The following is a 24,325-nucleotide window of genomic DNA, read 5'->3' as shown; positions in this document are numbered from 1 at the left end:
AGCCTCCTCTCAGCGGCCGAGGATCAGGTTGAACGGGGTCTGCCGGCCGACGTTGATCGTGGCGGTGACGGCGACCTGGGTGCCCAGCGGGTGCGGCGGGCCGCTCTGGGACGTCCAGGCGAAGCCGCTCGGGGTGTCCGGGTCGGGCGTCAGGTCGACGACGACCAGCCGGGGCGCGTCCTTGCCGAGGTAGCGCTGGGCGGCGAGGTCGCCGCCGACCAGGCCGGATACGGCCTCCCTGGTGAGCGCGTACGGGCTGACCGAGCTGACGGTGCCGCGCAGCAGGCCGAAGGTGCCGGCCGGGGTGGTGGACACGTTGAGGTCCACCTGGTCGCCGGGCTCCAGGCCGACGCTGCGGGTCGCGGGCACGAACACCATCGCGACCACCCGCTCCTGCGGGTCGTCCACCCGCTCGACCGAGGCGACCGGCGAACCGGGGGCGACCACCTGCCCGTCGGTGACCGACAGGCCGACCACCCGCCCGCCGAACGGGCTGGTGATCTCCCGGCTGTGGCCCTCGGTGTCCTCGACCCGCACCACCGACTGGCCCTGCCGGACCTGGTCGGCGGGCTTGGCGAGCACGGTGCGGACCATCCCGCCGAACGGGCTCTGGATCATCGCGGTGCCGTGCGGGTGGGTCAGCAGGCCGGGAGCGTCCACGGTGATCGGGATGTTCCCGGCGAAGGTCCACAGCAGCGCCGTGGCCATGGTGATCATCACGACGAACAGGGCGATCCAGCCCCGGGGCGCGGCGAGCAGGGTCGGCGAGTCGAGCTCGTCCGGCTCGCGCATCCGCTGCAGCGCCTTGAAACGGAACTTCATCGTCTGGCTTCTCTCCGTGGGACGCCGACGTCCTGGCGCAGCGTGGGCGGCCGGCTGCCGATGACCAGCTCGCCGACGCTGCCCTCGGTGAAGTAGTCGAGCCCGCTGGCCGCGGCGAAGTCGGCCGCGTCGCCGCCGCCGAGGCCGCAGACCGCGAGGTCCATGGCGGCGCCGACCAGGTAGAGGGTCTGGTAGAGCGCGCCGACGTGCTTGAGGATCAGCGGGTAGGCGACCGTCTCGTACTTCCACATCACCCGGCCGAAGCGCGCGGTGACCAGCAGCACCACCTGCGGGTCGGTCTGCATCAGGCTGGACTCGCGGGCGCTCTTCACCAGTTGGGCGGTCGCGGCGCTCGGCTCGCTGACCAGCTCCAGTTCGTGCCGGTCGGTCGCGTAGTGCCACAGCCCGGGCTCCAGGCCCGTGCAGGAGGTCACCAGCGGGTACAGCTCCAGCTCGTGCACCGCGCCGCCGCTCGGGTACGGCCGGTCGGCCAGCTCCTGGCCGTCCCCGCCGGTGAAGGTCTGCCGGCGGCGGGCGCTGCGGTGGAGCAGCTCGCCCAGCTGCTCCAGGGTGATCGGCGCCCGCTCGTCGTGGTCGCGCACCGAGCGGCGCTGCTCCAGCACCTCGGTGAACGGCCGGTCGGTGCGGACGAGTTCGTCCAGGTCCGGGACGGGCAGGGCGACCTTGCGGCCCGCGAAGGGCGCCGGGGATGCCGGCTCGGGGGCGAAGCGGTCGCCGAAGCGGTAGGTGCCGCCGTACCCGGCCACGGAGGTGGGCCGGCGGGTGCGGGAGTGGAAGGCGAGGTCGGCGGCCGTCCACTGGGCGAAGCGCTGCTCCTCGGCCTCCGGCTCGGCGCCGGGGGAGCCGTAGGCCAGCAGGCCGGCCGCGGCGAACAGCCGCAGGGTCTGCCGGACGGCGTCCAGTGGGAGCCCGCCGGGGAGTTGGGCGAGCGCGGCGGGGCTGGTCCAGCCGGCCAGGGCGGCCAGCAGGCCGGCCGCCCTGGTGGTCAGCTGGACGGCCAGCGGGCTGCCGGGGGCGCGCACCAGCAGGGCGCCGCCCTCGACCGAGGCGGAGGCGAAGCGGGACAGCTTCACCTGGCCGGTCGGGTCCGGGGTGGGCCCCGGCTCGGCGGCGCCCCGGCCGACCGGGCGCAGCCGGGCCAGTGGCTCTTCCGCGGCCTCGCCGGCCAGGTGGACGGAGTGCTCCAGCATCCCGGCCGTGCCGAGCCGGCGGCGGGTCAGCTGCCACCGCAGCAGCCCGGCGTCGCCGTCCCGGGCCGCGACCAGGGCGGCCAGCTCCTCCTCGGTCTGCTCCCCGGCGGCCAGCGCGGCCACCGCCTCCATGGCGCCGGGCGCCAGGTCGGGCAGGCTCAGCGCGCCGACCGGCGCGGTCAGCCGGACGGCCCGGGGGCCGAGCGGGGCGAGCGCGCCGTCGGGGCGCAGCCGCAGCCGGCGCACCGTACGGGCGGCGGCGGGCAGGTGGATCTCGTCAAGGGCGGTGGTCATCTCGTCTGCACCCGGCCGTTCCTAGAAGAAGACGTTCTTCGGGTTGAGCTGCTCCTCGGTGTGCGGAGCGGCCAGCCGGCCCTGGCGCACCGGCACGTCGTAGAGCCGGCCGGGGGCGAGGCGGCGCCAGAAGTGGCGCATGCCGGGGGCGATCACCTTGACCACGGCGAGGTCGAGGTCGGGGCGGCTCTGGTCGAGCACGATCACCTCGACGCCGGCCTTCCGGGCGCGTTCGACGCAGTCCCGGACGTGTCCGGCCAGGTCGTCGCCGACGAGCGGGGCGAAGTCGGCGAGGGTGCTGGCGGGGGCGGCGCGGTCGGGCAGCAGCCAGGGCTCGCTCGCGATCGTCGCCGTCCTGCACCACTCCAGGGTCTCCAGGTCGTCGGTGCGGTAGAGGGTGTTGCCGTTCTCGTCCCGGCGGTCGACGAAGGGGAGGAACTGGTTGACCTCGGTGAGCGCGCGGATCGCGGCGATCTTCGGGTCCGGGTGGGCGCCGAAGCCGACCATGATGTCCTCGACCTCGTGCTTGCGCCGGGAGATCGCGGCGAACACCGGCACGCCGAGGTCGGAGGTGAGGTCGAGCACCCACAGCTCGCGGTCCACCGAGGCGTAGAAGGCGCGCATGGTGTCCACGTACGGGTCGTTGAGCGAGTCGAGGTCGAACTCGGGCTGGGCGAGCCGGTTGTACCACCACAGGGCGACGGCGTCGCGCTCGACGACCTCGCAGAAGCCCTGGAGGATCGCCTCCTCCAGGGTGTTGCCGCTGGCGCAGCCGTTGGAGTCGCCGACGCAGTAGAAGTGCTGCTGGAGGTCGGGGTGGCCGTACCAGGCGTAGCCGGAGGGGACGAGCCGCTCCTCGTCGTGGGTGAGCGACCAGGCACGGGTCCAGTCCAGTTCGGCGTCGACCGGGAACGGGTCGGGGACCAGGTGGAGCCGGTGCTTGGGGTCGGCGTTCCACTCGGCGCGGTTCGCGAACTGGGCGGCGGAGAACTGCAGCAGGGCGTCCATGTGGACGGCGACGGCCGGGTCGAGGTCGCGGTAGGCGGCCCGCACCACCGGCTCCTCGCCGCGCCAGACCGCCGAGTAGCGCTCGATCGCCTCGCAGATCGCGCTGACCTTGGCCTGGATCTCGGAGCGGCCCTTGCCGCCGCTCTGGCCGCGCATGTTGCGGCGCAGCAGGTCCATGTTGTCGTTGACCATGGCGAAGTTGTGGCCGGCGGTGAAGCTGTAGGTGATGCCGTTGCCGGTGTCCTCGTGCGCGCCGAGGCGGGTGATCGCGCCCAGGTGCGGACTGATGTGGTGCTTGAGCCGGTCGTAGGTGAACTGCGGGGCCTGGACGCGGTAGCCGCCGTCGGTGGTGTGCCGGGCGGGGCTGGGCTGCAGGACGACCTTGGGGCTGCGCTCGGTGAGCAGCTTCGGGTCGCCGCAGCTCGGGCACTGGGGCTGGCGGACCAGCGTGTGCTCGGTGGTCTGCAGGGTGTTGAGGTCGAGGCTGACCATGCTGCCGGAGAGCGCGGAGCAGCACTCGTCGGCCAGGATGCGGGCGGCCTCGGTGGCGAGCAGCTGGGCGGTCATCGCCGGGCCGGCCGGGATCGCGGCGCGGGTGGGGTGCAGCGGCACGGTCTCGCCGCGCTTGCCGGCCAGGTAGCGCTCGACCTGGCGGTTGCCGCTGATCCGCTGGGCCAGGCAGCTCCAGCAGCCGGTCTCGCCGGGGCGCAGCAGCGGGCCGAGCCAGGGGGAGGTGCCGGTGGGCTTGGCGAGCAGCCAGGGGCGGCCGTCGGCGAGCCGGGCGGTGTTCAGCCGCTCCAGGGCACGGTCGAGGTAGTCGTCGGTGAGGGCGACGACCAGGGTGTCCGGGCCGGCCGCGACGGCGTCGTCCTCGGCGACGGCGCGGGCTCGCAGGCCGGTGGCGGTGAGCGCGTCGACCAGCGGGGCGGCCTCGGCGGCGCCGAGTGCGAGCACCAGCAGTTCGGTGGCCCGGGCGGCCTCCAGCGCGACGGCCGGGTCGACGCCCTGGGCGTCCCAGTAGGCGAGCACGTGGTCGGGCAGGTCGGGCCGGCCCTCGGCGAGGTGCCCGGCCGCCTCGTAGCGGCGCAGCGCGGTCAGCGCCTGGCCGAGTCCGACCTCGCCGCCGAGCTCCTGGAGGATCTCGGCGACGGTGCGCCGTCCGTCCAGGTAGGGCAGGAGGCGCACCGCGGCGGCTCCCGGGACGAGGTAGTCCTGCCCCTCTCCGAGCAGGAAGACCTTTTCTCCCACCGTCTCGGTGAGGAAATGGGCCTTGAGCCGCGGACGCTCCATAAGTCATCCCCCTGTGTTCACAAGTCGTTGCGAGTATTCGAACACGGCGTCAAAAGCGATGTACATACTGCATATTCGGCGGGGCCGTCGACCTACGCATCGCGCGGAATTGCGTATTCCACCGGGGCGGTACGTAGTGCCGTACGTATTCGGCCGGAGCGTTGACAGGGGGGTGCGGAGGGCGATACTGGTGTGTCCGCGCGAAGGTACGACGGGGGGTTGCGGTGCCGACTGGGGTTTTGCTGCACCGGGAGACGGAGCTGGCGGAGCTGGCACGTGCGGTGGCGGGTGCCGGCGCCGGCCGGTCCGCGGTCGTGCTGGTCAGGGGCCCGCGGGGGATCGGGAAGAGTGCTCTGCTGCGGGCCGCGCTGGCCCGGATGCCGGGCGAGGCGGTGGTGCTGCGGGCCCGCTGCCACGACAACGAGCGGGACTTTCCGTACGGCGTCGTGCGCCAGCTCTTCGATCCTTTCATGCGCATGACAAGAACTTCGGCGGCGGCCTCGCAATTCCTGGGCGAATCACCCGGGGAATTCCTCGCCGAAGCCCTTCCGGCGGCCCTTCCGGGCGTCGACCCGGGGGCCCTCCCGGCAGGTTCCGAAAGCACCGGAAACGGGCGCGAACGGGTGCTGAACAACCTTTTCCACGCGGCCCGTTCGCTCACATCCCGGACACCCGTGGTGATGGCCGTGGACGACCTCCACCTGGCCGACGAGGAGTCCCGGCAGTGGTTCTCCTACCTCGCCCGCCGGCTCGACGGCCTCCCGGTCGCCCTGCTCGCCAGCACCGCCGACGAGGCCGCCGACCCGCTGGCCGCCGAACTCGCCGCCCTGCGCCACGCCCGCACCCTCACCCCCGGCCCGCTCTGCGACAGCTGCGTGGCCGAGCGGGTCGCCGAGGAGTTCGACGCCCCGGTCGACCCGGAACTCGCCGCCGTCTGCCACAACCTCTCCCGGGGCAACCCGCTGGTGGTCGAGGAACTCACCGCCCGGCTGGCCGCCGCCCGGATCTCGCCCGGCTCGCCCGACCTCGACAAGGTGCTCAGGATCGGCGCCGGCACCCTCGCCGACACCACCCTCAGCTGGCTGCGGCAGAGCCACCCCCGGGCCGCCGAACTGCTCACCGGCCTCGCCGTGCTGGGCGCCGACGCCGACCTCGCCACCGCGGCCCTGCTCACCGGACAGGGCGAACTGCTCGCCGACGAGGCCCGCGAGGCGCTGCACCGCACCGACCTGATCGAGCCCGGCCCGCCCGAGACCTTCCGGCACGAGCTGGTCCGCACCGCCGTCCTGGCCCGCACCGACCCGCGCGTCCTGGTCGCCCTGCACGAGCGGGCCGCCGCGCTGCTGGCCCGGCTCGGCGCCCCCGCCGCCCGCACCGCCGAACACCTGATGTCCTCCGGCACCACCGGACTGGACTGGGCCGTCCCGGTGCTGCGCACCGCCGCCCGGGAGGCCGCCGCCGACGGCCACTGGGACGACGCCGCCCGCTACCTCCAGCGCGCCCTCGCCGACGCCGCCGACCCGGAGTTGGTCCGCTCGCTCACCGGCCAGCTCGGCACCGTCGAACTCCACCGCGACGTGGCCGCCGCCGCCCGCTGCGCCGCCGGGCTCGCCGCGAACGCCCCCGACCCGGCCGAACGGGCCCGACTGCTACGGCCGTTCGCCGGCCCGGTGCTCGCGCTCAGCGCGGCCGGCGCCGCCGCCGTCCCCTTCGCCGAGGCCGCCGCGGCGCTCGCCGCCACGGCCGCGCCCCCCGCCGAGCTGCTGCTGCCGCTCGCCGCCCAGGCCGTGCTGACCGGCCGGCGCACCGCCCTGCGGCCCGCCCTCGCCGCGCTGCGCGCCCACCCGGCCGAGCCCGCCGCCACCGGCATGCTCGGCGCCCTGGCCGCGCTGGCCGCCGCCGGTGGCCAGCCCCGTACGGCCGTCCGGCTGGCGGCGCGCTGCGTGCGCCGGGTCTCGCCCGCAGAGGCCGGGACGGACGTCCTGGGCGCGGCGATGGCCTACGCCTGGACCGGACGGCTGGACGAGGCCGCCGCCTGGGCCGGGCGGGCGGTCCGCTCCGCCCAGCGCTGGAACCACCGCGGCGAACTCGCCCTCGCCCTGCTCGCCCGCTGCGACATCGCCCACCGGCAGGGCCGGCTGGACGCCGCCCTCGCCGACGCCGAACAGGCCGCCGAACTGGCCCGGCAGATCCGGGCCGAGGACCTCGCGGGCGCCGCCCGGGCGCTGGCCGTACGGGCCCGGCTGCGCCGCGGCCTGCCGGTGGACGCCGCCCGCGCCGATGCCGCCCGCGCCGAGGCCGAGCTGGCCGCCGTCGAGCTGCCCGCGGAGGCCCACCCGTTGCTGCGCGCGGTGCTGCTGGAGGCCCGCGGCCTGCTCGCCGCCCACCGCGGCGACCACCAGCAGGCCCTGCGGCTCTTCCTGGAGTGCGGGCACCAACTGGCCGCCCGCGGCGTGGCCAACCCGGCCTGCGTGCCGTGGCGCACCCACGCGGCGCAGGCCTACCAGGCGCTCGGCGAGCACGCCGCCGCCCGGACCATCGCGGCCGACCCGCTGCCCGGCGGCGACGCCCGGCCGCGCCCGGCGGAGGAGCGCAGCGGCCCGGCCATCGGCACCCGCGACGCCGGGCCGGTCCGGCTGACCCCGAGCGAGCGGCGGGTCACCGAACTGGTGCTGCAGGGCCTGAGCAACCTGGAGGTCGCCGAGCGGCTCTGCCTCAGCAAGCGCACGGTGGACACCCACCTGGGGCGGATCTACCGCAAGCTGGCGATCAAGGGGCGGCCCGAACTGGGGGCCGCGGTCAAGGCGTTGTAGCGGTCACCAGACCGAACTCCGCCCCCCACGGGTCGCGCAGCACCGGCGGCTCCCCCCGGCCCGGCCGGACCAGCCGGGCGCCCCGCTCGACCGCCCGGCGGACACCGTCCGCCGGGTCGGCCGTACCGAACAGCGGCAGCCAGCACGGACGGCCCTGGTCGCTCTCCACCACCCGGGCGTGGGCGACGCCGTCGAGCGCGAACTCGCCGTCCGCGCCGATCCGGTAGCCGAACATCGGCCCGTAGAAGGCTTCGGCCCGGGTGGCGGACGGCACCCGCAGCTCGTGGCCGCAGATCGCGCCCGGCTCGTCGGCGAGCACCACGCCCTCGGCCCGGGCGCCCTCCCAGAAGCCGACCGTGACCCCCGAGGGGTCGACCGCGAGCAGCAGCCGTCCGTTCTCCCCGGCGGGCACCGGCGGCATCACCACCCGTCCGCCCAGCCGCCCGACCTGCGCGCAGCTGTACTCCGCGTCCTTGGTCGCCAGGTAGACGTTCCAGGTGGCCAGCGGCGGCAGCCCCACCGGGGCGGCGCCGAAGCCGCCGATGACCTCGCCGCCCAGCACGGCCAGCTGGTATCCCGGCGACTCGGTGACGAACTCCCAGCCCAGCAGCGCCGAGTAGAACTCCCGGCTGCCGTTCAGATCGGGAGTGATGCAGTCAGCCCAGCACGGTGCGCCGATGGCATAGCCGGTACGTCGAGGCACGGGTCGTCCTTCTCCTTGGTCAAAGCGTGATCGATCAGCCCGGCCGCCTCCTCCGCCCCGCTCACGCCGGGCAGGTGCAGGCAGTGGGTGGGTGCGTCGGCGAGCAGTCCGCTGGAGCCGGCGGGCCAGGTCCTGGTGGTGAACTCCCATGGTGCCAGGCGGACTTCCTCGTCGACGCTGCGGCACAGCCGGACCAGCGCGGGCGGGGCCAGCCGGGCCCGTACCGGCACCACCGGACCGAGGCTCTCCGGCCGTACCAGCAGCACCTCGCCGCCGACCGGCGAGGTGACGGAGCGCCAAGTTCCGTCGGGCAGTCCGGCGCCGCGCAGCCAGGCGGCGGCCGGTCCGCGCGCCTCCAGCGGCGCCAGGTAGGGCAGTACGTGCCCGGTGCGGCGGTCCAGCACCAGAAGCCGTCCGGAGACGAACTCCCAGGAGCGCTGGGCCAGCGCGGCGCCGACGTTGGCCTGCTCCGAGTACGGCCCGCCGAGCAGTGCCACGGTGGCGCCGCCCTTGGCCAGCACCACGGCCTGGGCCAGGCAGAAGCGGTCCTGCAGCGCCGCGAACGGCGGGACCGCGGACGGGACGTTCCCCCAGCCCCGGAAGGTGCGCCGCAGCAATGGCGTTCCGTCACTGCGGCGGACCAGGAAATCGCCGGGAGCGTCCTTCCCGGGGGCCCGGGAGAATTCGACCCGCAGCTGATCGGGGTCCCGGGAAATCCCGGTGAGGTGCGGCCCGAAATGGAACGAGATCTCGTCGCGGTCGGCCTGGACGAGGGCGATCTGGAGGCCGAAGAAGTTCAGCACAATCGGCTCGATAACCGGCACTGTCGCTCCTGGCGGTTTGTTGCACATTCAATTTATGCGGCGTCCGGGGTTCGGACGCCGGCTCTCCGCCGCGGACCGGCCGGGCTGCCCGGCGGCCGGTCCCGGTGCGGAGTCATCGGGTGCGCTGGCCTGCGGAAGCGGCCGTTATCCCCAGCGCCAGTCGGCGGGGGTCGCCTTGCCGCCGAGCATCAGCAGCTGGGACTCGTGGAGCTGGGTGGTGAGGTGGTTCGTGAACTGCTGCACCGAGGCGGTGCCGGGGCTGACGGCCGGCGCGGAGTCGGTCGCGGCGTGCGCGGATCCGGCCAGGACGCCGCAGGCGACGGCCAGCGCGGCCGCGGCGGTACAGGCGAGCTTGCGGCAGGAAAGCAGCATGGAGAACCCCCAGGACAAGTGTGTTCGGAAGCGGGTGCCGGCCAATTCCCCGACTTCGTCGGTCGGCCGTCGGTGATGACGGTCCGTGATCATCGGCGGGCCCGGCTGGGGAGCTCGCGGCTCCCCGACAACCGAAAGTCTGGAGGACGTCTAGCGCTATCGGAAGGTGTTCGGGGCGGCAGGAAGATCGCCGTGGCACCTTGGTGCCATTGCCTTCTCATTACCTTTATCCCGACCGGCCGTCCGTTGCCGCCGTGCTGCCCCGGAAGAAACGCCTACGCAGTTGTCCCGACCTGTCCGTCCTGGCATGATCGGGCAGCGGACTTGTCCGGCCGAGCGCCGGAAATCGGTACGGGCTACGGGGGAGTGGTGCGCCGATGACGCGGGGGATCGACGATGCCGCGCAGGCGGTCTACCGGTTGATGCTGACCGATCATCAGCTGGATGTCGAGGGGCTGGCCGGAAAGCTCGGCCTGACCGAGGACCAGGTCCGCGCCGCCCTCGACCAGCTCGCCGGCCTGCGCCTGCTCCGCCCCTGCGAGGACGACGCCCCGGGCGAGCCGTCCGGCGCCCTGCGCCCGGTCGACCCGAGGGTCGGACTGCCCGCCCTGCTGCGGTACTACGAATCCGTCCAGCAGCGCGCCCAGCTGGAGTTCGAGCGCCGCCAGGCCGAGATCTCCGGCATGCTCGCCCAGTTCCGCGACGAGTCGGCCCGCGAGGACAGCCAGCTGGAACGGCTGCTCGGCATGGCCACCGTCCAGGCGCGGATGGAGGAGCTGGTCGGCTCGGTCCGCGACGAACTGCTCACCTTCAGCCCCGGCGGCGCCCAGTCCGCCGCCTCGCTCCAGGCCAGCCGCCCCGACAACGAGGCACTGCTCGCCCGGGGCGTGACCATGCGCACCGTCTACCTCGACTCGGTGCGCAAGGACCGGGCCACCGTCCAGCACGCCGAGTGGCTGACCGGCCTCGGCTGCGAGGTGCGGACGGTGCCCGCCCTGCCACTGCGCATGCTGGTCATCGACCGCGGGGTCGCGCTCGTCCCGATCGACCCGGCCAACACCCTCAAGGGCGCCGTCCAGATCTCGTCACCCGGCGTGCTCGCCGCCCTGGTCTCGCTCTTCGAGCAGACCTGGTCCGACGCCACCCCCTTCGGGGCCCCGCGCGAACGCGACGAGGAGGGCCTCACCCGCCAGGAACAGGAACTCCTGCGCCTGCTCGGCCAGGGCTACACCGACGAGGCCGCCGGCAAGCACCTCGGGGTCTCGCTGCGCACCACCCGCCGGATGATGGCCGACCTGATGGACCGGCTCGGCGCCCGCAGTCGCTTCGAGGCCGGCCTGCTGGCCGGGCGGCGCGGCTGGCTCTGACCGCTTCCGGCGGTGGAGGTGATCGTTCCTCAAAAAGCCTGGACTGCAGGCAGTTCCGTCGAACTGTTTCGTCCTGATCCGTTTCCGTGTTCCGCCGGGCCGCGACAGACCTGTCGGGGACGGGAGGCCAAGGTCCTGGTCGGCCTGGGCTTCGAGGAGGGCCTGACCGGCCCGGCCGCCACCGGGCCGAAGGTCACCACGGCCGGTTACGGCAAGGGCGCCGAGGGCGCCGCCGACCGGATCGCCGCCCGCTACGGCGTCACCGCCACCGAGTCGGCCCCGGCCGCCGCCGGCCACGTGGTGGTGACCCTCGGCGCCGCCTTCACCGGCGTCGCCTCCGGCCGCCCCACCGCCGCCCCGACCGACCCGGGCAGCAACGTGGCCCGGCAGGGCCCGATGGTCGACGCCCAGGCCGACGGCGGCATCCCCTGCGTCTTCCGAGACGGCCGACCGCGTGTTCCGAGCCGCTCGACAGCACCGAGTCCGAATCGGGTGGTTTGGGGGGTTCTGTAGGGATCTCCCCGTGACTGCCGGGGTCGTTGGTGTACCGGAGGTCAGTGATCACCTTCGGTCTCAATATGATCGGAAGCCACGATGGTCGGACTGTACCGACCTTCGTACGTACAACCAGGGAGCGGTTCTGACCGTCTCCCCCTGTGCGGTGCGCCAGATCGTCCGGGGCGTCGCTTCCGTCGGTGAAAGGTACGCGCATGTCAGGTCGGAGGGGCGAGAGCCCGGCTCGGGGCGAGAGCGCGTCCGACGCGCTCCCGGCGGAAGGTACACCGGGCACCGTGCCCGCGCCGCGCTCCGGCGGCCGGGCCGAGGCCCGTCGCGCCGCGCAGGGCAAGGGCGCCGGCGCGGCGGACGGCACTTCCGGCGGACGGGCGGCAGCACGGCGCAGCGCCAAGCCCAAGAAGAACGTGAAGAAGATCGTCGCCTGGTCGGCGGCCGGCGTGCTGGTGCTGATCGCGGGCACCGGTGGCGCGATCTACTACAAGCTGAACGCCAACATCAAGTCCTTCGACGCCGACGCGATCGCCACCGACCGCCCGCCGGAGGCCCAGGCCGACGCGGACGGCAACAAGCCGGTCAACGTGCTGCTGATCGGCTCCGACAGCCGGGGCGGCAACAACTCCGACCTCGGCGGCGGCGAGGACGGCGGCGCCCGCTCGGACACCACGATCCTGCTGCACGTCTACGCCGACCACAAGCACGCCGTCGGCATCTCGATCCCGCGCAACACGATCGTGCCGATACCGTCCTGCAAGCTGCCCAACGGCAAGTGGACCAAGGGCGGCAACGACCTGTTCAACGCCGCCTTCTCGGTCGGCGGCAGCGACGGCGGCAACCCGGCCTGCACCCAGAACACGGTGGAGAAGGTCACCGGCATCCGGGTCGACCACACCATCGTGGTCGACTTCAACGGCTTCGCCGCGATGACCAAGGCCGTCAACGGCGTGGACGTCTGCCTCCCGAAGCCGATCTACGAGGGCGACATCAACCCCAACCTGCACAAGAAGGGCAACCTCGTCCTCCCGCAGGGCAAGCAGACCGTCGAGGGACAGCAGGCCCTCGACTACGTCCGCCTGCGGCACGGCATCGGCGACGGCTCCGACATCGGCCGGATGAAGCGCCAGCAGGCCTTCATGAGCTCGCTCGCCACCAAGATGAAGAAGGAGGGGATGAGCCCCACCAACCTGCTGCCGCTGGCCGACGCGGCGACCAAGTCGCTGACCGTCGACCCGGGGCTCGACTCCGCGGACAAGCTGCTCTCCTTCGGCCTGTCGCTCAAGAACATCGACATGCACGACCTCAAGTTCGTGACGGCGCCCTGGCGTTACCGCACCCAGGACGCCAACATCGACCTGGTCCAGCCGGACGCCAACAAGCTCTGGGAGACCCTCAGGGCCGACCAGACCATCGACGGCCAGAACGCCACCGGCCAGCAGCCGGACGCCGGCGGCAGCCCGAGCGCCCCCCCGCAGCAGGCCGCGCCCAGCACGCCCGCCGCCCCGGCCGGGGACGCCTCCAACGCCTCGATCAAGGTCGCGGTCTACAACGGCACCGTCGCCAACGGCCTGGCCGGCAAGGCGACCGACCTGCTCAAGGGCGCCAAGTTCGCCGCCAGCACGGCGGGCCAGGCGGCGAGCACCAAGTACAAGACCACCACGATCGAGTACAGCACCAGCCAGAAGGCGAACGCCGAGAAGGTCGCCGCGCTGTTCCCGGGCGCCAGCCTGGAGCCCAGCAGCGCGCGGGGCATCTCGGTGATCGTCGGCCAGGACTTCGCCGCGGCCAACGGCATGGGGACGACCACGGCCGGCACCGCGAGCACCACCCCGGGCGCCCAGACGCCCGCGGCGCCGCTGCCCACCACCGTCACCAACGACGCCCGCTCGGCGGACGACGACATCTGCGCGAACACCACCTACGGCAGCGGCGGCTGACCGCGGGCACCGGACCGACGGGGACAGCCCCGGGGCGCGTGCGTCCCGGGGCCGTGCCATCGTGGCAGGTAGTGGGGGCCCCACCGGTCACCGAAAGGCGGACTCCGTGCCCGAGATCGCCATGCAGATCGACATCGCCGCGCCCCGCGCGGCCGTGCTCGACGCGCTGAACACCCACGACGGGCTGACCAGCTGGTGGACCACCGGTGTGGACCGCGAGGGCGACGTGCTGCTCTTCGACTTCCCCGGCGTCCCCGAGCCGTTCCGGCTGCGTCGGGAGCGGGCCGACCGGGACCGGGTGCTGTGGGCCAACGCCGGGGCATTCCCGCCGCACTGGGCCGGCACCTGGATCAGCTGGGACCTCGCCGACCAGCCCGACGCGCCCGACCGCACCCGGCTGCTCTTCCGGCACGGCGGCTGGCAGCCGGGCAGCGAGGCGGGCGTCCCGATGGTGGCCGGCACCTGGGCCGAACTGCTGGTCCGGCTCAAGGACTACGCACAGAGCGGCAAGGTGCAGCCGTACTTCGTCACCACGATGCGCCACGACGAGCAGTGAGCAGCCGGCGGCCCCGGGCCGCCGGTCGCCCGCCAGGGCGCCGTCCGGTGGCGGGAACGCGGCGGCGGGCCGAAGGTGGGCGGTGTACCCCGTCGTACCGCCGTCCGCGCGGACGGCCGTACCGGTCGGGCCGGGCCCCGCCCGCCCGACGACCACAGCCGGCCACCACCGCCTCCGGGAGGCCCAGCAATGCCCGTAGTGACCGACCCGTACAAGCCCGGCACCCCGTGCTGGATCGACCTGATGGCGAGCGACCAGCAGGCCGCGCTCGACTTCTACCGTGACCTGTTCGGCTGGCAGGGTGAGATCGGCCCGGCAGAGTTCGGCGGTTACGCCGTGTGCACGCTGGGCGGCCGCCCGGTCGCCGGGATCATGGCGCAGTCCGGGCCCGAGGGCCAGCCGCTGCCCCCGGTCGCCTGGACCACCTACCTCGCCTCGGACGACGTCGACGCGGCCAGGGCCGCCATCGCCGGGGCCGGCGGCACGGTCCTGTACGACCCGATGGACGTCGGCGCGCTCGGCCGGATGATGGTCGCCGCCGACCCGACCGGCGCGGTGTTCGGCGTCTGGCAGGCGATGGACTTCATCGGCGCGGGCGTGGTCAACGAGCCCGGCGCACTGGTCTGGAACGAGCTCAACACCGCCGACACCGGCGCGGCCGGCGGCTTCTACCAGTCGGCCCTGGGCCTGCGCCCGGCCACCATCCAGGGCATGGACGGTTACTACTCGCTGAACGTCGGCGACCGCACGGTGGGCGGCATGCAGGAGATCCCGAAGTACCTGGACGCCGGCACGCCCTCGCACTGGATGCCGTACTTCTCGGTGGACGACACCGACTCGGTGGTGGACGCCCTGGTCAAGCAGAACGGCACGGTGGTCCAGCCGCCGTTCGACATGCAGTCCGGCCGGATGGCCGTGGTCAAGGACCCGCAGGGCGCGGTCTTCGCCGTCATCCAGGCGCCCGAGGCCCAGCTGCCCGACTCGCCCTGATCCCGCCGCCCTTCACCGCCGCGGCGACCGGACGCCGCCCTTCCCGCGACGCGCCGCCGGGAATGGGCGGCATCCCCCGCGCTCCCTGGGGCAGACTGCACCCATGCTGGGGCTACCCGACGACATCCGCGCTTTCCTCTTCGACCTCGACGGAGTGCTCACCCAGACCGCCACGGTGCACGCCGCGGCCTGGAAGGACACCTTCGACGCCTTCCTGCGCGCCGAAGCCGCCCGCACCGGCGGGCAGTTCGTCCCCTTCGACGCCGTCACCGACTACGACACCTACGTGGACGGCCGACCGCGCCTCGACGGCACCCGGGCCTTCCTGCACAGCCGGGGCATCGACCTGCCCGAGGGCACCGAGGACGACCCGCCGAACGCCCGTACCGTGCAGGGGATCAGCCGGGCCAAGAACGACACCGTGCTGCGGCTGATCCGCGAGCAGGGCGTCGCGCCGTACGAGGGCTCGGTCGCCTACGTGCGCCGGCTGCGCGAGCTGGGGCTGCCCAGCGCGGTGGTCTCCTCCAGCGCCAACTGCCGCGACGTGCTGCGCTCGGCGGGCATCCTGGACCTCTTCGACCTGATCGTGGACGGCGTGGTCGCCAAGCGGCAGGCCCTGCCCGGCAAGCCCGCCCCGGACACCTACCTGTACGCCGCCCGCGAGCTCGGCGTCGAACCCGCGCACGCCGTCGTCTTCGAGGACGCCCTCGCCGGGGTCGCCTCCGGCCGGGCCGGCGGCTTCGGCGCGGTGGTCGGGGTCAACCGCACCGGACAGGCCGACGAACTGCGCCGCGACGGGGCCACGGTGGTCGTCGACGACCTCTCCGAGCTGCTGGGGGAGGGGAAAGCATGAGCGAGCGGAGCACGGGGGTCCCCCCGGCCGGAGGCCGGGGGAGGACCGTCGAGGGGCGCGTGTGGGCGAATGCCCCTGCCGAGCGGAGCGAGGTGGGCGCATGAGTCCCGCGGACAACTTCTCCGTCGACCCCTGGCAGATCACCGAACACGGGGTGGACGCCACCTCGATGGCGCGCGCCGAGTCCGTCTTCGCGCTGTCCAACGGGCACATCGGCCTGCGCGCCAACCTGGACGAGGGCGAGCCGCACGGCCTGCCCGGCACCTACCTCAACGGCGTCTTCGAGCTGCGCCCGCTGCCGTACGGCGAGGGCGGCTACGGCTACCCGGAGTCCAGCCAGAGCGTCATCAACGTCACCAACGGCAAGATCATCCGGCTGCTGGTGGACGACGAGCCCTTCGACCTGCGCTACGGCGAACTGGTCGGCCACACCCGATGGTTGGACTTCCGCGAGGGCCTGCTGCACCGCGAGTGCGAGTGGACCTCCCCGGCCGGGCGGACCATCCGGGTGCGCTCCTCCCGGCTCGTCTCGCTCACCCAGCGCGCCATCGCGGCCGTGGAGTACAGCGTCGAGGCGGTGGACGGGCCGGTGCGGGTCGTGCTCCAGTCCGAGCTGGTCGCCAACGAGCAGCTGCCCGGCGGCCCCGAGGGCGACCCGCGCGCCGCCGCCGTCCTGGAGGCCCCGCTGCAGGCCGAGGCGCACCACGCCAGCGGCACCAAGGCCGTCCTGGTGCACCGCACCCGGTTCAGCGGCATCCGGGTCGCCGCCGGGATGGACCACGTCATCGAGGGCCCGGAGCGGCTGGACACCGTCGCCGAGGCCGAGTCCGACCACTGCCGGATCAGCGTCACCACCGTGCTGGAGCCCGGGCAGCGGCTCCGGCTGGTCAAGTTCATGTCCTACGGCTGGTCCGGCACCCGCTCGCTGCCCGCCGTGCGGGACCAGGTCGAGGCCGCGCTGACCGCCGCCCGGTACACCGGCTGGGACGGCCTGGTCGCCGAACAGGCGGACTACCTCAGGGAGTTCTGGGAGACCAGCGACGTCGAGATCGAGGGCGACGTCGAACTCCAGCAGGCCGTCCGGTTCGCCGTCTTCCACGTCCTCCAGGCCGGCGCCCGCAGCGAGGAACGAGCCATCCCCGCCAAGGGGTTGACCGGCCCCGGCTACGACGGCCACAGCTTCTGGGACACCGAGGCCTTCGTCCTGCCGGTGCTCACCTACTGCCTGCCCGGCGCCGTCAACCAGGCCCTGCGCTGGCGGCACACCACCCTCCCGCTCGCCCGCGAACGAGCGGCCCAACTCGGGCTGTCCGGAGCGGTGTTCCCCTGGCGAACGATCCGCGGCGAGGAGTGCTCCGGGTACTGGCCGGCCGGCACCGCCGCCTTCCACATCGGCGCCGACATCGCCTCCGCCGTCGCCCGCTACGTCCGGGCCACCGGGGACCACGAGTTCGAGCGCGAGTACGGCCTCGAACTCCTGGTGGAGACCGCCCGGATGTGGCGCTCGCTCGGCCACCACGACAGCGCCGGGAAGTTCCGGATCGAGGGCGTCACCGGCCCCGACGAGTACAGCGCCGTCGCCGACAACAACGTCTACACCAACCTGATGGCGCAGACGAACCTGCGCGCCGCCGCCGAGGCCGCCGTCCGCCACCCGCGCGAGGCCGGCGAGCTCGGCGTCGACACCGAGGAGACCGCCGCCTGGCGCGACGCCGCCGCCGCGATGTACGTCCCGTACGACGAGAACCTCGGCGTCCACCCCCAGGCCGACGGCTTCACCCACCACCAGGTCTGGGACTTCGAGGGCACCCCGCCGGAGAAGTACCCGCTGCTGCTGCACTACCCGTACTTCGACCTGTACCGCAAGCAGGTGGTCAAGCAGGCCGACCTGGTGCTCGCCATGCAGGTCCGCGGCGACGCCTTCACCGACGAGCAGAAGGCCCGCAACTTCGCCTACTACGAGCGGCTCACCGTCCGCGACTCCTCGCTGTCCGCCTGCACCCAGGCCGTCATCGCCGCCGAGGTCGGCCAGCTCGACCTCGCCTACGACTACACGGCGGAGGCGGCGCTGATGGACCTCCACGACCTCGGCGGCAACACCCGCGACGGCCTCCACATGGCCTCGCTCGCGGGCGCCTGCGTCGCCCTGGTGGCCGGTTTCGGCGGACTGCGCGACCACGGCGAGGTGCTCGACTTCCGCCCCCGGCTGCCCGCCGGCCTGATGAAGCTGAGCTTCTCCCTGATGGTGCGCGACCAGCTGCTCGGCGTCCGGATCACCCACGGGGGCACCACCTACACGCTGCGCCGCGGCGAGGTGATCCACCTGCGGCACGACGGCGAGGCGGTCCAGGTCAAGGCCGGCTCCCCGGTCACCCTGCCCACCACCGTCCCGCCCGCCCAGGAGCCCTGCGCCCAGCCGCCGGGCCGCGAACCGGCCCGCCGCCAGGCCCAGGCGGGCCTGGCCGCGGGCAAGCTCGGCCAGCAGGACCACCTGGCGGCGGAGTAGCCCGGCCACTCCCGCCCGTCCCCGCGGCGCGGGGCCGTTCCCGGGCCCCGCGCCCTCACCCGTTCGGCCCACCCCGGGTGCACGCCCCCGCCAATGCGCCGGAGGGTGCAGGTGTCCTGTGGCGATCGAAGGGAAGTCCCCGTGGCGACCGTGGCCGAACAGATGGTGGAGGTGCTCCGGCAGGCCGGCGTGGAGCGGGTCTACGGCGTCGTGGGCGACAGCCTCAACCCCGTGGTCGACGCGATCCGCCGGGCCGAGGGCATCAGCTGGGTGCACGTGCGCAACGAGGAGGCGGGGGCGTTCGCGGCCGCCGCCGAGGCCGAGCTCAGCGGCCGCCTCGCGGTCTGCGCCGGCTCCTGCGGCCCCGGCAACACCCACCTGGTACAGGGCCTGTACGACGCCCAGCGCAGCGGCCTGCCGGTGCTCGCGCTGGCCTCGCACATCCCGTCCGGGCAGATCGGCACCGGTTTCTTCCAGGAGACCCACCCCGAGCGGGTGTTCACCGACTGCAGCAACTGGTGCGAGATGCTCTCCACCCCCGCCCAGCTGCCCCGGCTGCTGCGGGTCGCGATCCAGCACGCGCTGGGCTCGCACGGCGTCTCGGTGCTGGCCTTCCCCGGCGACGTCGCCGCCCTGCCCGCCGCCGGGCCGACCGGCACCAGCCACTTCCTCACCGAGCAGGCGGTCGCCGCGCCGCCCTGGTCCCAGGTGCAGGAGCTGGCCCGGCTGCTCAACGCGGCCCGCCGGGTGGCCCTGTTCTGCGGCGCCGGGGTGCGCGGCGCGCACGCCGAGGTGATGGCGGTCGCGCAGGCGCTGAACGCGCCGGTCGGGCACTCGCTGCGTGGCAAGGAGTGGATCCAGTACGACAACCCGTACGACGTGGGGATGAGCGGCCTGCTCGGCTACGGCGCCTGCCACGAGGCGCTGCACTCCGCCGACCTGGTGCTGCTGCTCGGCACCGACTTCCCGTACGACTCCTTCCTGCCGCAGGTGCACACCGTCCAGGTCGACCACGACGCGACCAGGCTGGGCCGCCGCACCGCGCTGGAGCTGGCCGTGCACGGGGACGTCGCGGCCACCCTGCGGGCCGTGCTGCCGCTGCTGGACGCCGAGAAGGACCGTTCCTTCCTGGACGGCATGCTGAGCAAGCACTGCCGGTCCCTGGAGGACGTGATCGGCGCCTACACCCGGGACATCGAGAAGCACCTGCCGATCCACCCCGAGTACGTCGCCTCGGTGCTGGACGACGTGGCCGCCGACGACGCGGTGTTCACCGTGGACACCGGCATGAACAACGTCTGGGCCGCCCGCTACCTCCAGCCGAACGGCCGCCGCCGGGTGATCGGCTCCTTCCTGCACGGCTCGATGGCCAACGCCCTCCCGCACGCGATCGGCGCCCAACTCGCCTGCCCGGGGCGGCAGGTGATCGCGATGGCGGGCGACGGCGGGATCGGCATGCTGCTCGGCGAGCTGCTCACGGTGGCCAAGCACCGGCTGCCGGTGAAGACGGTGGTCTTCAACAACGGCGCGCTCGGCATGATCAAGCTGGAGATGCTGGTCTCCGGCTACCCGGAGTCCGAGATCGACAACGGGGACGTGGACTACGCCGGCATCGCCCGGGCGATGGGCATCCCGGCCAAGCGGGTCGCCGAACCGGGCCGGGTGCGGGAGGTGCTGGCGGAGGCCCTGGAGCGGCCCGGTCCGGCCCTGGTGGACGTGGTCACCGACCCCAACGCACTGTCCATCCCGCCGCGGATCACCGCCGCCCAGCTGAAGGGCTTCGCGCTGGCGGCGGGGAAGACGGTGCTGTCGGGCGGCGTGGGGCGGATGGTCGACCTGGCGCGCAGCAACCTGCGCAACATCCCCCGGCCGTAGGCGCCGTGAGCGCCCCGGGCGTCGCGCGTGGCGGGTGTACTCGTGCGGGTTTGCCTATGAGGCAAATTTCTTGCCCGCGCGGCAGGCCGGGTGTCCACTGGTCACATGACCACCAGCCCCACCGGCACCCCCGACGCCGACGGCCGGCTCGACGACCAGGAGGTCGCCGGCCTCGCCGCCCGCCTCCGTGAGCACCGGCTCAGCAGCCGGCTCACCCTGGAGGTGGCCGCGGGCCGGGTCGGCCTGTCCCCAGCGTACTTGTCCCGACTGGAGACCGGCCGCCGCCAGCCCTCGCTGCCCGTCCTGCTCGGCCTCGCCCGCGCCTACGGCACCTCGGTCTCCGGCCTCCTCGGCGAGACCATGGTCGAACCCGACCCGGTGGTCCGCGGCGGCGCCATCGAGCCCGGCCGGGCCGGCGGCTGGGGCTACCGCCGGGCCGGCGCCCCCGGCCGCGCCATGCAGGCCCTGCGGGTGCACGTCCCGCCGGGCGTCCAGGACGCGGTGGTCCGGGTCCACCCCGGCGAGGAATGGCTGTACGTGCTGCGCGGAGAGCTGCGGGTGACCCTCGGCGACCGGGTCCACCACCTCGCCCCCGGCGACTCCGCCCACTACGACTCGCTCACCCCGCACTGCATCGCCGCCGAGTCCGGCTCCGGCGTCGAACTGCTCTTCATCCACACCCTGTTGCAGAGCCCCGGCGGCGAACTCTGCCTCGGCGGCGGCCCCGCCGCCACCCACTGACCTGCCGTCAGACCCCCTGGAGGAGATCCCCGTGGCCGATCCCACCACCGCCACCGTCCCGACCGCCACCCTCCCGACCGGCGCCGTCCCGACCGGCGCCGTCCCGACCGGCGCCGCCGACACCGCCACCGGCCCGAAGACCATGGACGCCGGCAAGTGGGCCAACAAGCGGGTCTACCTGCGCCTGGTCATCTACACCGCGGGCATCCACGTCTTCGCCGGCTTCATCATGCTGCTGTTCGAGCTGGGCAACCGGCACCACTAGGCGCCCCCCGTTCCCGTCCGCCTCGGCCCCCGTCCGAGGCGGACGTCCGGCGTTCCCTCACCCCGCCCCGAGCATCCCGCACAGGGCCTCCAGGGCCGCCGGGAAGGCGTGCTCCGGCGGGGTCGCGTAGCCGATCACCAGGGCGGGCCCGGCCTCCTCCGCCACCTCCGCCATCTCCGCCGTCGGGTCGGCGCGGTGCCAGCCGAGGCTGCTGAGAGCGAGGCCGGCGGCTGCCGCGCGGGCCACGAGTTCGGCCTCCGACGGTGAGCCGGGCGGGAGTTGGAGGACGGCGTGCAGGCCCGCCGCGATGCCGGTGACCCGCACGTGCGGGGCGTGCTCGGCGAGGGCCGCGACCAGCCGGTCCCGGCGGCGCCGGTAGTGCAGCCGACAGCGCCGCACGTGCCGGTCGTAAGTCCCCGAGGCGATCAGTTCGGCCAGCGTCAGCTGGTCCAGCACCGGGGACATCGTGTCGGCCAGCACCTTCAGCCGGGCGACCGGCTCCACCAGCGCGTCCGGCAGCGCCAGCCAGGCCAGCCGCAGGCCGGGGGCCAGGCTCTTGGCGGCCGTCCCCGCGTACACCACCCGCTCCGGGTCGAGCGCCTGCATGGCGCCGAGCGGCTGCCGGTCGTAGCGGAACTCCCCGTCGTAGTCGTCCTCGACCACGTACCGGTCCTGTTCGCGCGCCCACCGCACCGCGGCCGCCCGCCGGTCGGCGGAGAGCGGGGAGCCGGTGGGGTACTGGTGGGCGGGGGTGAGCAGAGCGGCCCCGCAGCGGGCGTCGAGCCGGTCGACCAGCGCGCCCTCGCCGTCCAGCGGCAGCGCGACGGTGGACAGTCCCGCCGCCCGCACCACGGCGTGCTGCGGCGGCAGCCCGTACGCCTCGACGGCCAGCGACCGGGTGCCGCGCTCCCGCAGGGCCGCGCAGAGCAGGCCGAGGCCCTGCTGGACGCCGCTGCAGATCAGCAGGTGGTCCGGGTCGGTGCGCACCCCGCGGACCCGGGCCAGGTAGTGGGTGAGGGCCTCCCGCAGTTCGATCCGGCCGAGCGGGCTGCCGTAGCCGAGCGCCTCGTGCGGCGCGGTGGCGAGGGCGCGGCGGGCGGCGGCGAGCCAGGCGGTGCGGGGGAAGAGGGAGAGGTCGGGGCGCCCGGGCATCAGGTCGTGCCGTACGGCCGGCCGCGGGCGCGGCGACCGGGCGGGCCGTACGGCGGGCGAGGGCGCGGCCCGCCGGGCGACGGTGGTGCCGGAGCCCTGCCGGGAGTTGAGCCAGCCCTCGGCGGTGAGCTGGCCGTACGCCTCGACCACGGTGTTGCGGGCGATGCCGAGGTCCTCGCCGAGGGCGCGGGAGGACGGCAGCCGGGTTCCGGGCGCGAGCCGCCCGTCCTGGACGGCCTCCCGCAGGGCGTCCTCCAGGGCGGCCCGCAGCCCGGCGCCGGCGGCGCGCCGCTCGGTGAGGTCCAGGTGCAGGTCGCCGCCGAAGGAGGTCCAGGAGCCGTTCACGGGCCCATTGTCCCGTGCCGTGCCGGCCCACCGGGCGGTGCCGGGGTCCCGGACCGCGTCCGGGTTCCTCAGCCGGGTGGTGGTCGTCGTGCTGTCCTCCTGGTCGGTTAGCGTCCGTCGCTGGACCGACGGATCCCGACGCGAGGATGTGACAGATGAGCGGGGACATTTCCCGAGCGGAGCTCCTGGCCGCGCAGTTCGAGGCGGAGCGCCCCCAACTGCGGTCGGTGGCCTACCGGATGCTCGGTTCGGTGGCCGAGGCCGAGGACGCCGTCCAGGAGGCGTGGCTGAAGCTCAGCCGCAGCGACGTGGGCGAGGTGCGCAACCTGGGGGCCTGGCTGACCACCGTGGTCGGCCGGGTCTGCCTGGACCAGCTGCGTTCCAGGGCCTCCCGCCGGGAGGACCCGCTGCCCGAGCAGGAGGAGCAGGTGCGGCTGCCGGACCCGGTGGTGACCGGGCCGGCGGTGCTGGACCCGGTGCACGAGATCCTGGTCGCCGACTCGGTGGGGATCGCGCTGATGGTGGTCCTGGAGACGCTCTCCCCGGCGGAGCGGGTGGCCTTCGTGCTGCACGACATGTTCGACGTGCCCTTCGACGGGATCGCCGAGGTGCTCGGCCGCACCCCGGCCTCGACCCGCCAGCTGGCCTCCCGGGCCCGCCGCAGGGTCCAGGGCGCCACCCCGGCCGCCGACTCGGACGACGACCGCAAGCGCGCGGTGGTGGAGGCCTTCCTGAGCGCCTCCCGGGGCGGCGACTTCGACGCCCTGCTGGCCGTGCTCGACCCGGAGGTGCTGGCCCGCTCCGACGGAGGGACGCTGGTGCCGAGCGTGCTGCGCCGGGGCGCGGCGGACGTCGCGGGGCAGGCGATCACCTTCGCCCGCTTCGCCGCCGAGGCGCGCCTGGTGCTGGTCAACGGCTCGCCCGGGGTGGTGTCCTTCGCCGACGGCCGGGTGCTGTCGGTCATGTCGTTCACCATCCACGAGGACCGGATCACCGGTCTGGACATCCTCACCGACCCGACCCGGCTGGCCGCCCTCGGCCTCACCGCGTAGGCGGGGACGCGGGCGGGCCGCCGGTGGTCAGCCCAGGCCGCCGGCGGCCCGGAGGTTCTGCCCGGTGATCCAGCGGGCGTCCGGCCCGGCCAGGAAGGCGACCACGTCGGCGATGTCCTCGGGCTGTCCGAGCCGGCGCAGCGGGGTCAGGCCGGCGACCCGTTCGAGCGCCTCGGGCGGGTTGGTGCCGCGCAGCAGGTCGGTGTCGGTGGCGCCGGGGGAGACGGTGTTGACGGTGATGCCGCGTGGGCCGAGTTCGGCCGCGGCGACGGCGGTGAGCTGCTCGACGGCGCCCTTGCTGGCGGCGTACGCGCCGATGCCGGGGACGGCACGGGCGGTGTTCACGCTGGAGATGTTGACGATCCGTCCGCCGTCGCGCATCCGGCGGGCCGCGTAGCGGACGGTGGCGAGCACGGCGCGGGTGTTGACGCTCAGCACGGCGTCGAAGGCCGCGTCGTCGAGGTCCGCGAGCGGAGTGGGCGTGAAGGACTTCGCGGCGTTGTTGACCAGGATGTCCAGCCCGCCGAGGCGCTCCTCCGCCGCGGCCATCAGCTGCTCGGCGGCGCCCGACTCGCCGAGGTCGGCCCGTACCGCCCAGGCGCGTCCGCCGGCCGCCGCCACCGCGCCGACCACCGCTTCGGCGGCCGCCCGGTCGTTGGCGTAGCCGAGGACGACGTCCGCGCCCTCGCGCGCCAGTCGTTCGACGATCGCCCGTCCGATGCCCCGCGAGCCGCCCGTGACGACCGCCGCCTTGCCCTCTACCACCTTGAGCACCTGTCCTCCCGCCGTGAAGTCGCCTGCCTGTCGGGGCCATCGTCACCGAGGCGGCCGGTCGGCGC

Annotated in this window: 20 protein-coding genes; 12 read left to right on the top strand and 8 right to left on the bottom strand. The window is 74.2% G+C overall.

Going from position 1 to position 24,325, the window contains the following annotated elements; genetic code table 11:
• Positions 1–9: 9 nt before the first annotated feature.
• From BOQ63_RS22190 to BOQ63_RS22180, 3 genes are read right to left on the bottom strand one after another with little or no spacing between them, the layout of a single operon-like run.
• Positions 10–822 (bottom strand): biotin/lipoyl-containing protein, encoded by an 813-nt coding sequence (locus tag BOQ63_RS22190; protein ID WP_030289804.1) that lies wholly within the window; start codon positions 820–822, stop codon positions 10–12.
• Entirely contained in the window at positions 819–2,327 is a 1,509-nt protein-coding gene (locus BOQ63_RS22185) for a SagB family peptide dehydrogenase (RefSeq protein WP_150476052.1), read from the bottom strand. Before BOQ63_RS22185 ends, BOQ63_RS22190 begins: the two co-directional genes overlap by 4 nt.
• Before the next feature lie 21 nt (positions 2,328–2,348).
• Positions 2,349–4,625, bottom strand: coding sequence for a TOMM precursor leader peptide-binding protein (locus tag BOQ63_RS22180; RefSeq protein ID WP_072654842.1), 2,277 nt, complete (start codon positions 4,623–4,625; stop codon positions 2,349–2,351).
• Positions 4,626–4,849: 224 nt separating this feature from the next.
• On the opposite strand from BOQ63_RS22180, the gene BOQ63_RS22175 reads away from it, so the two are divergent.
• Positions 4,850–7,438 (top strand): AAA family ATPase, encoded by a 2,589-nt coding sequence (locus tag BOQ63_RS22175; RefSeq protein WP_158876544.1) that lies wholly within the window; start codon positions 4,850–4,852, stop codon positions 7,436–7,438.
• On the opposite strand, the gene BOQ63_RS22170 is transcribed toward BOQ63_RS22175, so the two are convergent.
• The 3 genes from BOQ63_RS22170 to BOQ63_RS22160 all read right to left on the bottom strand — a co-directional run bounded on the left by BOQ63_RS22170 (position 7,425) and on the right by BOQ63_RS22160 (position 9,337).
• Positions 7,425–8,141, bottom strand: coding sequence for a VOC family protein (locus BOQ63_RS22170; protein ID WP_030289801.1), 717 nt, complete (start codon positions 8,139–8,141; stop codon positions 7,425–7,427). The two genes, BOQ63_RS22175 and BOQ63_RS22170, sit on opposite strands and share 14 nt — an antisense overlap.
• Positions 8,075–8,965 carry a hypothetical protein gene (locus tag BOQ63_RS22165; RefSeq protein ID WP_141763844.1) on the bottom strand — a complete coding sequence of 297 codons (891 nt, stop codon included), beginning with the start codon at positions 8,963–8,965 and terminating at the stop codon, positions 8,075–8,077. Before BOQ63_RS22165 ends, BOQ63_RS22170 begins: the two co-directional genes overlap by 67 nt.
• A 144-nt stretch (positions 8,966–9,109) precedes the next feature.
• Positions 9,110–9,337, bottom strand: coding sequence for a hypothetical protein (locus BOQ63_RS22160; RefSeq protein ID WP_030555336.1), 228 nt, complete (start codon positions 9,335–9,337; stop codon positions 9,110–9,112).
• Positions 9,338–9,714: 377 nt separating this feature from the next.
• On the opposite strand from BOQ63_RS22160, the gene BOQ63_RS22155 reads away from it, so the two are divergent.
• The 10 genes from BOQ63_RS22155 to BOQ63_RS22110 all read left to right on the top strand — a co-directional run bounded on the left by BOQ63_RS22155 (position 9,715) and on the right by BOQ63_RS22110 (position 20,937).
• The gene (locus BOQ63_RS22155) at positions 9,715–10,704 is read left to right on the top strand and encodes a helix-turn-helix domain-containing protein (RefSeq protein ID WP_030289798.1); all 990 of its coding nucleotides are present in this window, start codon (positions 9,715–9,717) and stop codon (positions 10,702–10,704) included.
• An 18-nt stretch (positions 10,705–10,722) separates the two neighbouring features.
• Positions 10,723–11,217, top strand: a complete 495-nt coding sequence (locus BOQ63_RS22150; protein ID WP_072654840.1) for a LytR C-terminal domain-containing protein — start codon at positions 10,723–10,725, stop codon at positions 11,215–11,217.
• A 278-nt stretch (positions 11,218–11,495) separates the two neighbouring features.
• Complete coding sequence (locus tag BOQ63_RS22145; protein ID WP_051747253.1) at positions 11,496–13,151, top strand: LCP family protein; 1,656 nt, start codon at positions 11,496–11,498, stop codon at positions 13,149–13,151.
• A 106-nt stretch (positions 13,152–13,257) separates the two neighbouring features.
• The gene (locus tag BOQ63_RS22140; protein ID WP_046385446.1) at positions 13,258–13,707 is read left to right on the top strand and encodes an SRPBCC family protein; all 450 of its coding nucleotides are present in this window, start codon (positions 13,258–13,260) and stop codon (positions 13,705–13,707) included.
• A gap of 189 nt (positions 13,708–13,896) precedes the next feature.
• The gene (locus BOQ63_RS22135) at positions 13,897–14,697 is read left to right on the top strand and encodes a VOC family protein (protein ID WP_030289794.1); all 801 of its coding nucleotides are present in this window, start codon (positions 13,897–13,899) and stop codon (positions 14,695–14,697) included.
• A gap of 103 nt (positions 14,698–14,800) precedes the next feature.
• Positions 14,801–15,550, top strand: a complete 750-nt coding sequence (locus tag BOQ63_RS22130; protein ID WP_030289793.1) for an HAD family hydrolase — start codon at positions 14,801–14,803, stop codon at positions 15,548–15,550.
• 100 nt (positions 15,551–15,650) lie between these two features.
• Positions 15,651–18,056 carry a glycoside hydrolase family 65 protein gene (locus BOQ63_RS22125; protein ID WP_030289792.1) on the top strand — a complete coding sequence of 802 codons (2,406 nt, stop codon included), beginning with the start codon at positions 15,651–15,653 and terminating at the stop codon, positions 18,054–18,056.
• Positions 18,057–18,197: 141 nt separating this feature from the next.
• Positions 18,198–19,931 carry a pyruvate dehydrogenase gene (locus BOQ63_RS22120; RefSeq protein WP_279096367.1) on the top strand — a complete coding sequence of 578 codons (1,734 nt, stop codon included), beginning with the start codon at positions 18,198–18,200 and terminating at the stop codon, positions 19,929–19,931.
• A 105-nt stretch (positions 19,932–20,036) separates the two neighbouring features.
• A complete protein-coding gene (locus tag BOQ63_RS22115; RefSeq protein WP_030555342.1) occupies positions 20,037–20,672 on the top strand; it encodes a helix-turn-helix domain-containing protein in 636 nt (211 codons plus the stop codon).
• 31 nt (positions 20,673–20,703) lie between these two features.
• On the top strand, positions 20,704–20,937 hold the full coding sequence (locus BOQ63_RS22110; RefSeq protein ID WP_072654839.1) for a DUF6126 family protein: 234 nt from the start codon (positions 20,704–20,706) through the stop codon (positions 20,935–20,937).
• A 57-nt stretch (positions 20,938–20,994) separates the two neighbouring features.
• Here BOQ63_RS22110 and pdxR read toward each other — a convergent pair whose 3' ends face one another.
• Positions 20,995–22,434, bottom strand: coding sequence for a MocR-like pyridoxine biosynthesis transcription factor PdxR (pdxR, locus tag BOQ63_RS22105; RefSeq protein WP_030555345.1), 1,440 nt, complete (start codon positions 22,432–22,434; stop codon positions 20,995–20,997).
• Positions 22,435–22,589: 155 nt separating this feature from the next.
• Here pdxR and sigJ point away from each other — a divergent pair, with 155 nt between their 5' ends.
• Positions 22,590–23,486: an RNA polymerase sigma factor SigJ gene (gene sigJ, locus BOQ63_RS22100; protein WP_072654837.1), complete on the top strand. Its 897-nt coding sequence runs from the start codon at positions 22,590–22,592 to the stop codon at positions 23,484–23,486.
• Between the two features lie 27 nt (positions 23,487–23,513).
• Here the strand turns inward: sigJ and BOQ63_RS22095 are convergent, their stop codons facing one another.
• Complete coding sequence (locus tag BOQ63_RS22095; protein WP_454130293.1) at positions 23,514–24,260, bottom strand: glucose 1-dehydrogenase; 747 nt, start codon at positions 24,258–24,260, stop codon at positions 23,514–23,516.
• Between the last annotated feature and the right edge of the window lie 65 nt (positions 24,261–24,325).

This window comes from Streptomyces viridifaciens, from assembly GCF_001888885.2.
Taxonomy (GTDB): Bacteria; Actinomycetota; Actinomycetes; order Streptomycetales; family Streptomycetaceae; genus Kitasatospora; species Kitasatospora aureofaciens.
Note: the sequence above shows the minus strand (reverse complement) of the source record. Positions and strands in the feature narration are given on the sequence as shown.

Coding starts and splice junctions, on each gene's coding strand:
- BOQ63_RS22190 (WP_030289804.1), bottom strand. CDS start 822: ATGAAGTTCCGTTTCAAGGCGCTGCAGCGGATGCGCGAGCCGGACGAG.
- BOQ63_RS22185 (WP_150476052.1), bottom strand. CDS start 2,327: ATGACCACCGCCCTTGACGAGATCCACCTGCCCGCCGCCGCCCGTACG.
- BOQ63_RS22180 (WP_072654842.1), bottom strand. CDS start 4,625: ATGGAGCGTCCGCGGCTCAAGGCCCATTTCCTCACCGAGACGGTGGGA.
- BOQ63_RS22160 (WP_030555336.1), bottom strand. CDS start 9,337: ATGCTGCTTTCCTGCCGCAAGCTCGCCTGTACCGCCGCGGCCGCGCTG.
- BOQ63_RS22155 (WP_030289798.1), top strand. CDS start 9,715: ATGACGCGGGGGATCGACGATGCCGCGCAGGCGGTCTACCGGTTGATG.
- BOQ63_RS22135 (WP_030289794.1), top strand. CDS start 13,897: ATGCCCGTAGTGACCGACCCGTACAAGCCCGGCACCCCGTGCTGGATC.
- BOQ63_RS22130 (WP_030289793.1), top strand. CDS start 14,801: ATGCTGGGGCTACCCGACGACATCCGCGCTTTCCTCTTCGACCTCGAC.
- BOQ63_RS22125 (WP_030289792.1), top strand. CDS start 15,651: ATGAGTCCCGCGGACAACTTCTCCGTCGACCCCTGGCAGATCACCGAA.
- BOQ63_RS22115 (WP_030555342.1), top strand. CDS start 20,037: ATGACCACCAGCCCCACCGGCACCCCCGACGCCGACGGCCGGCTCGAC.
- sigJ (WP_072654837.1), top strand. CDS start 22,590: ATGAGCGGGGACATTTCCCGAGCGGAGCTCCTGGCCGCGCAGTTCGAG.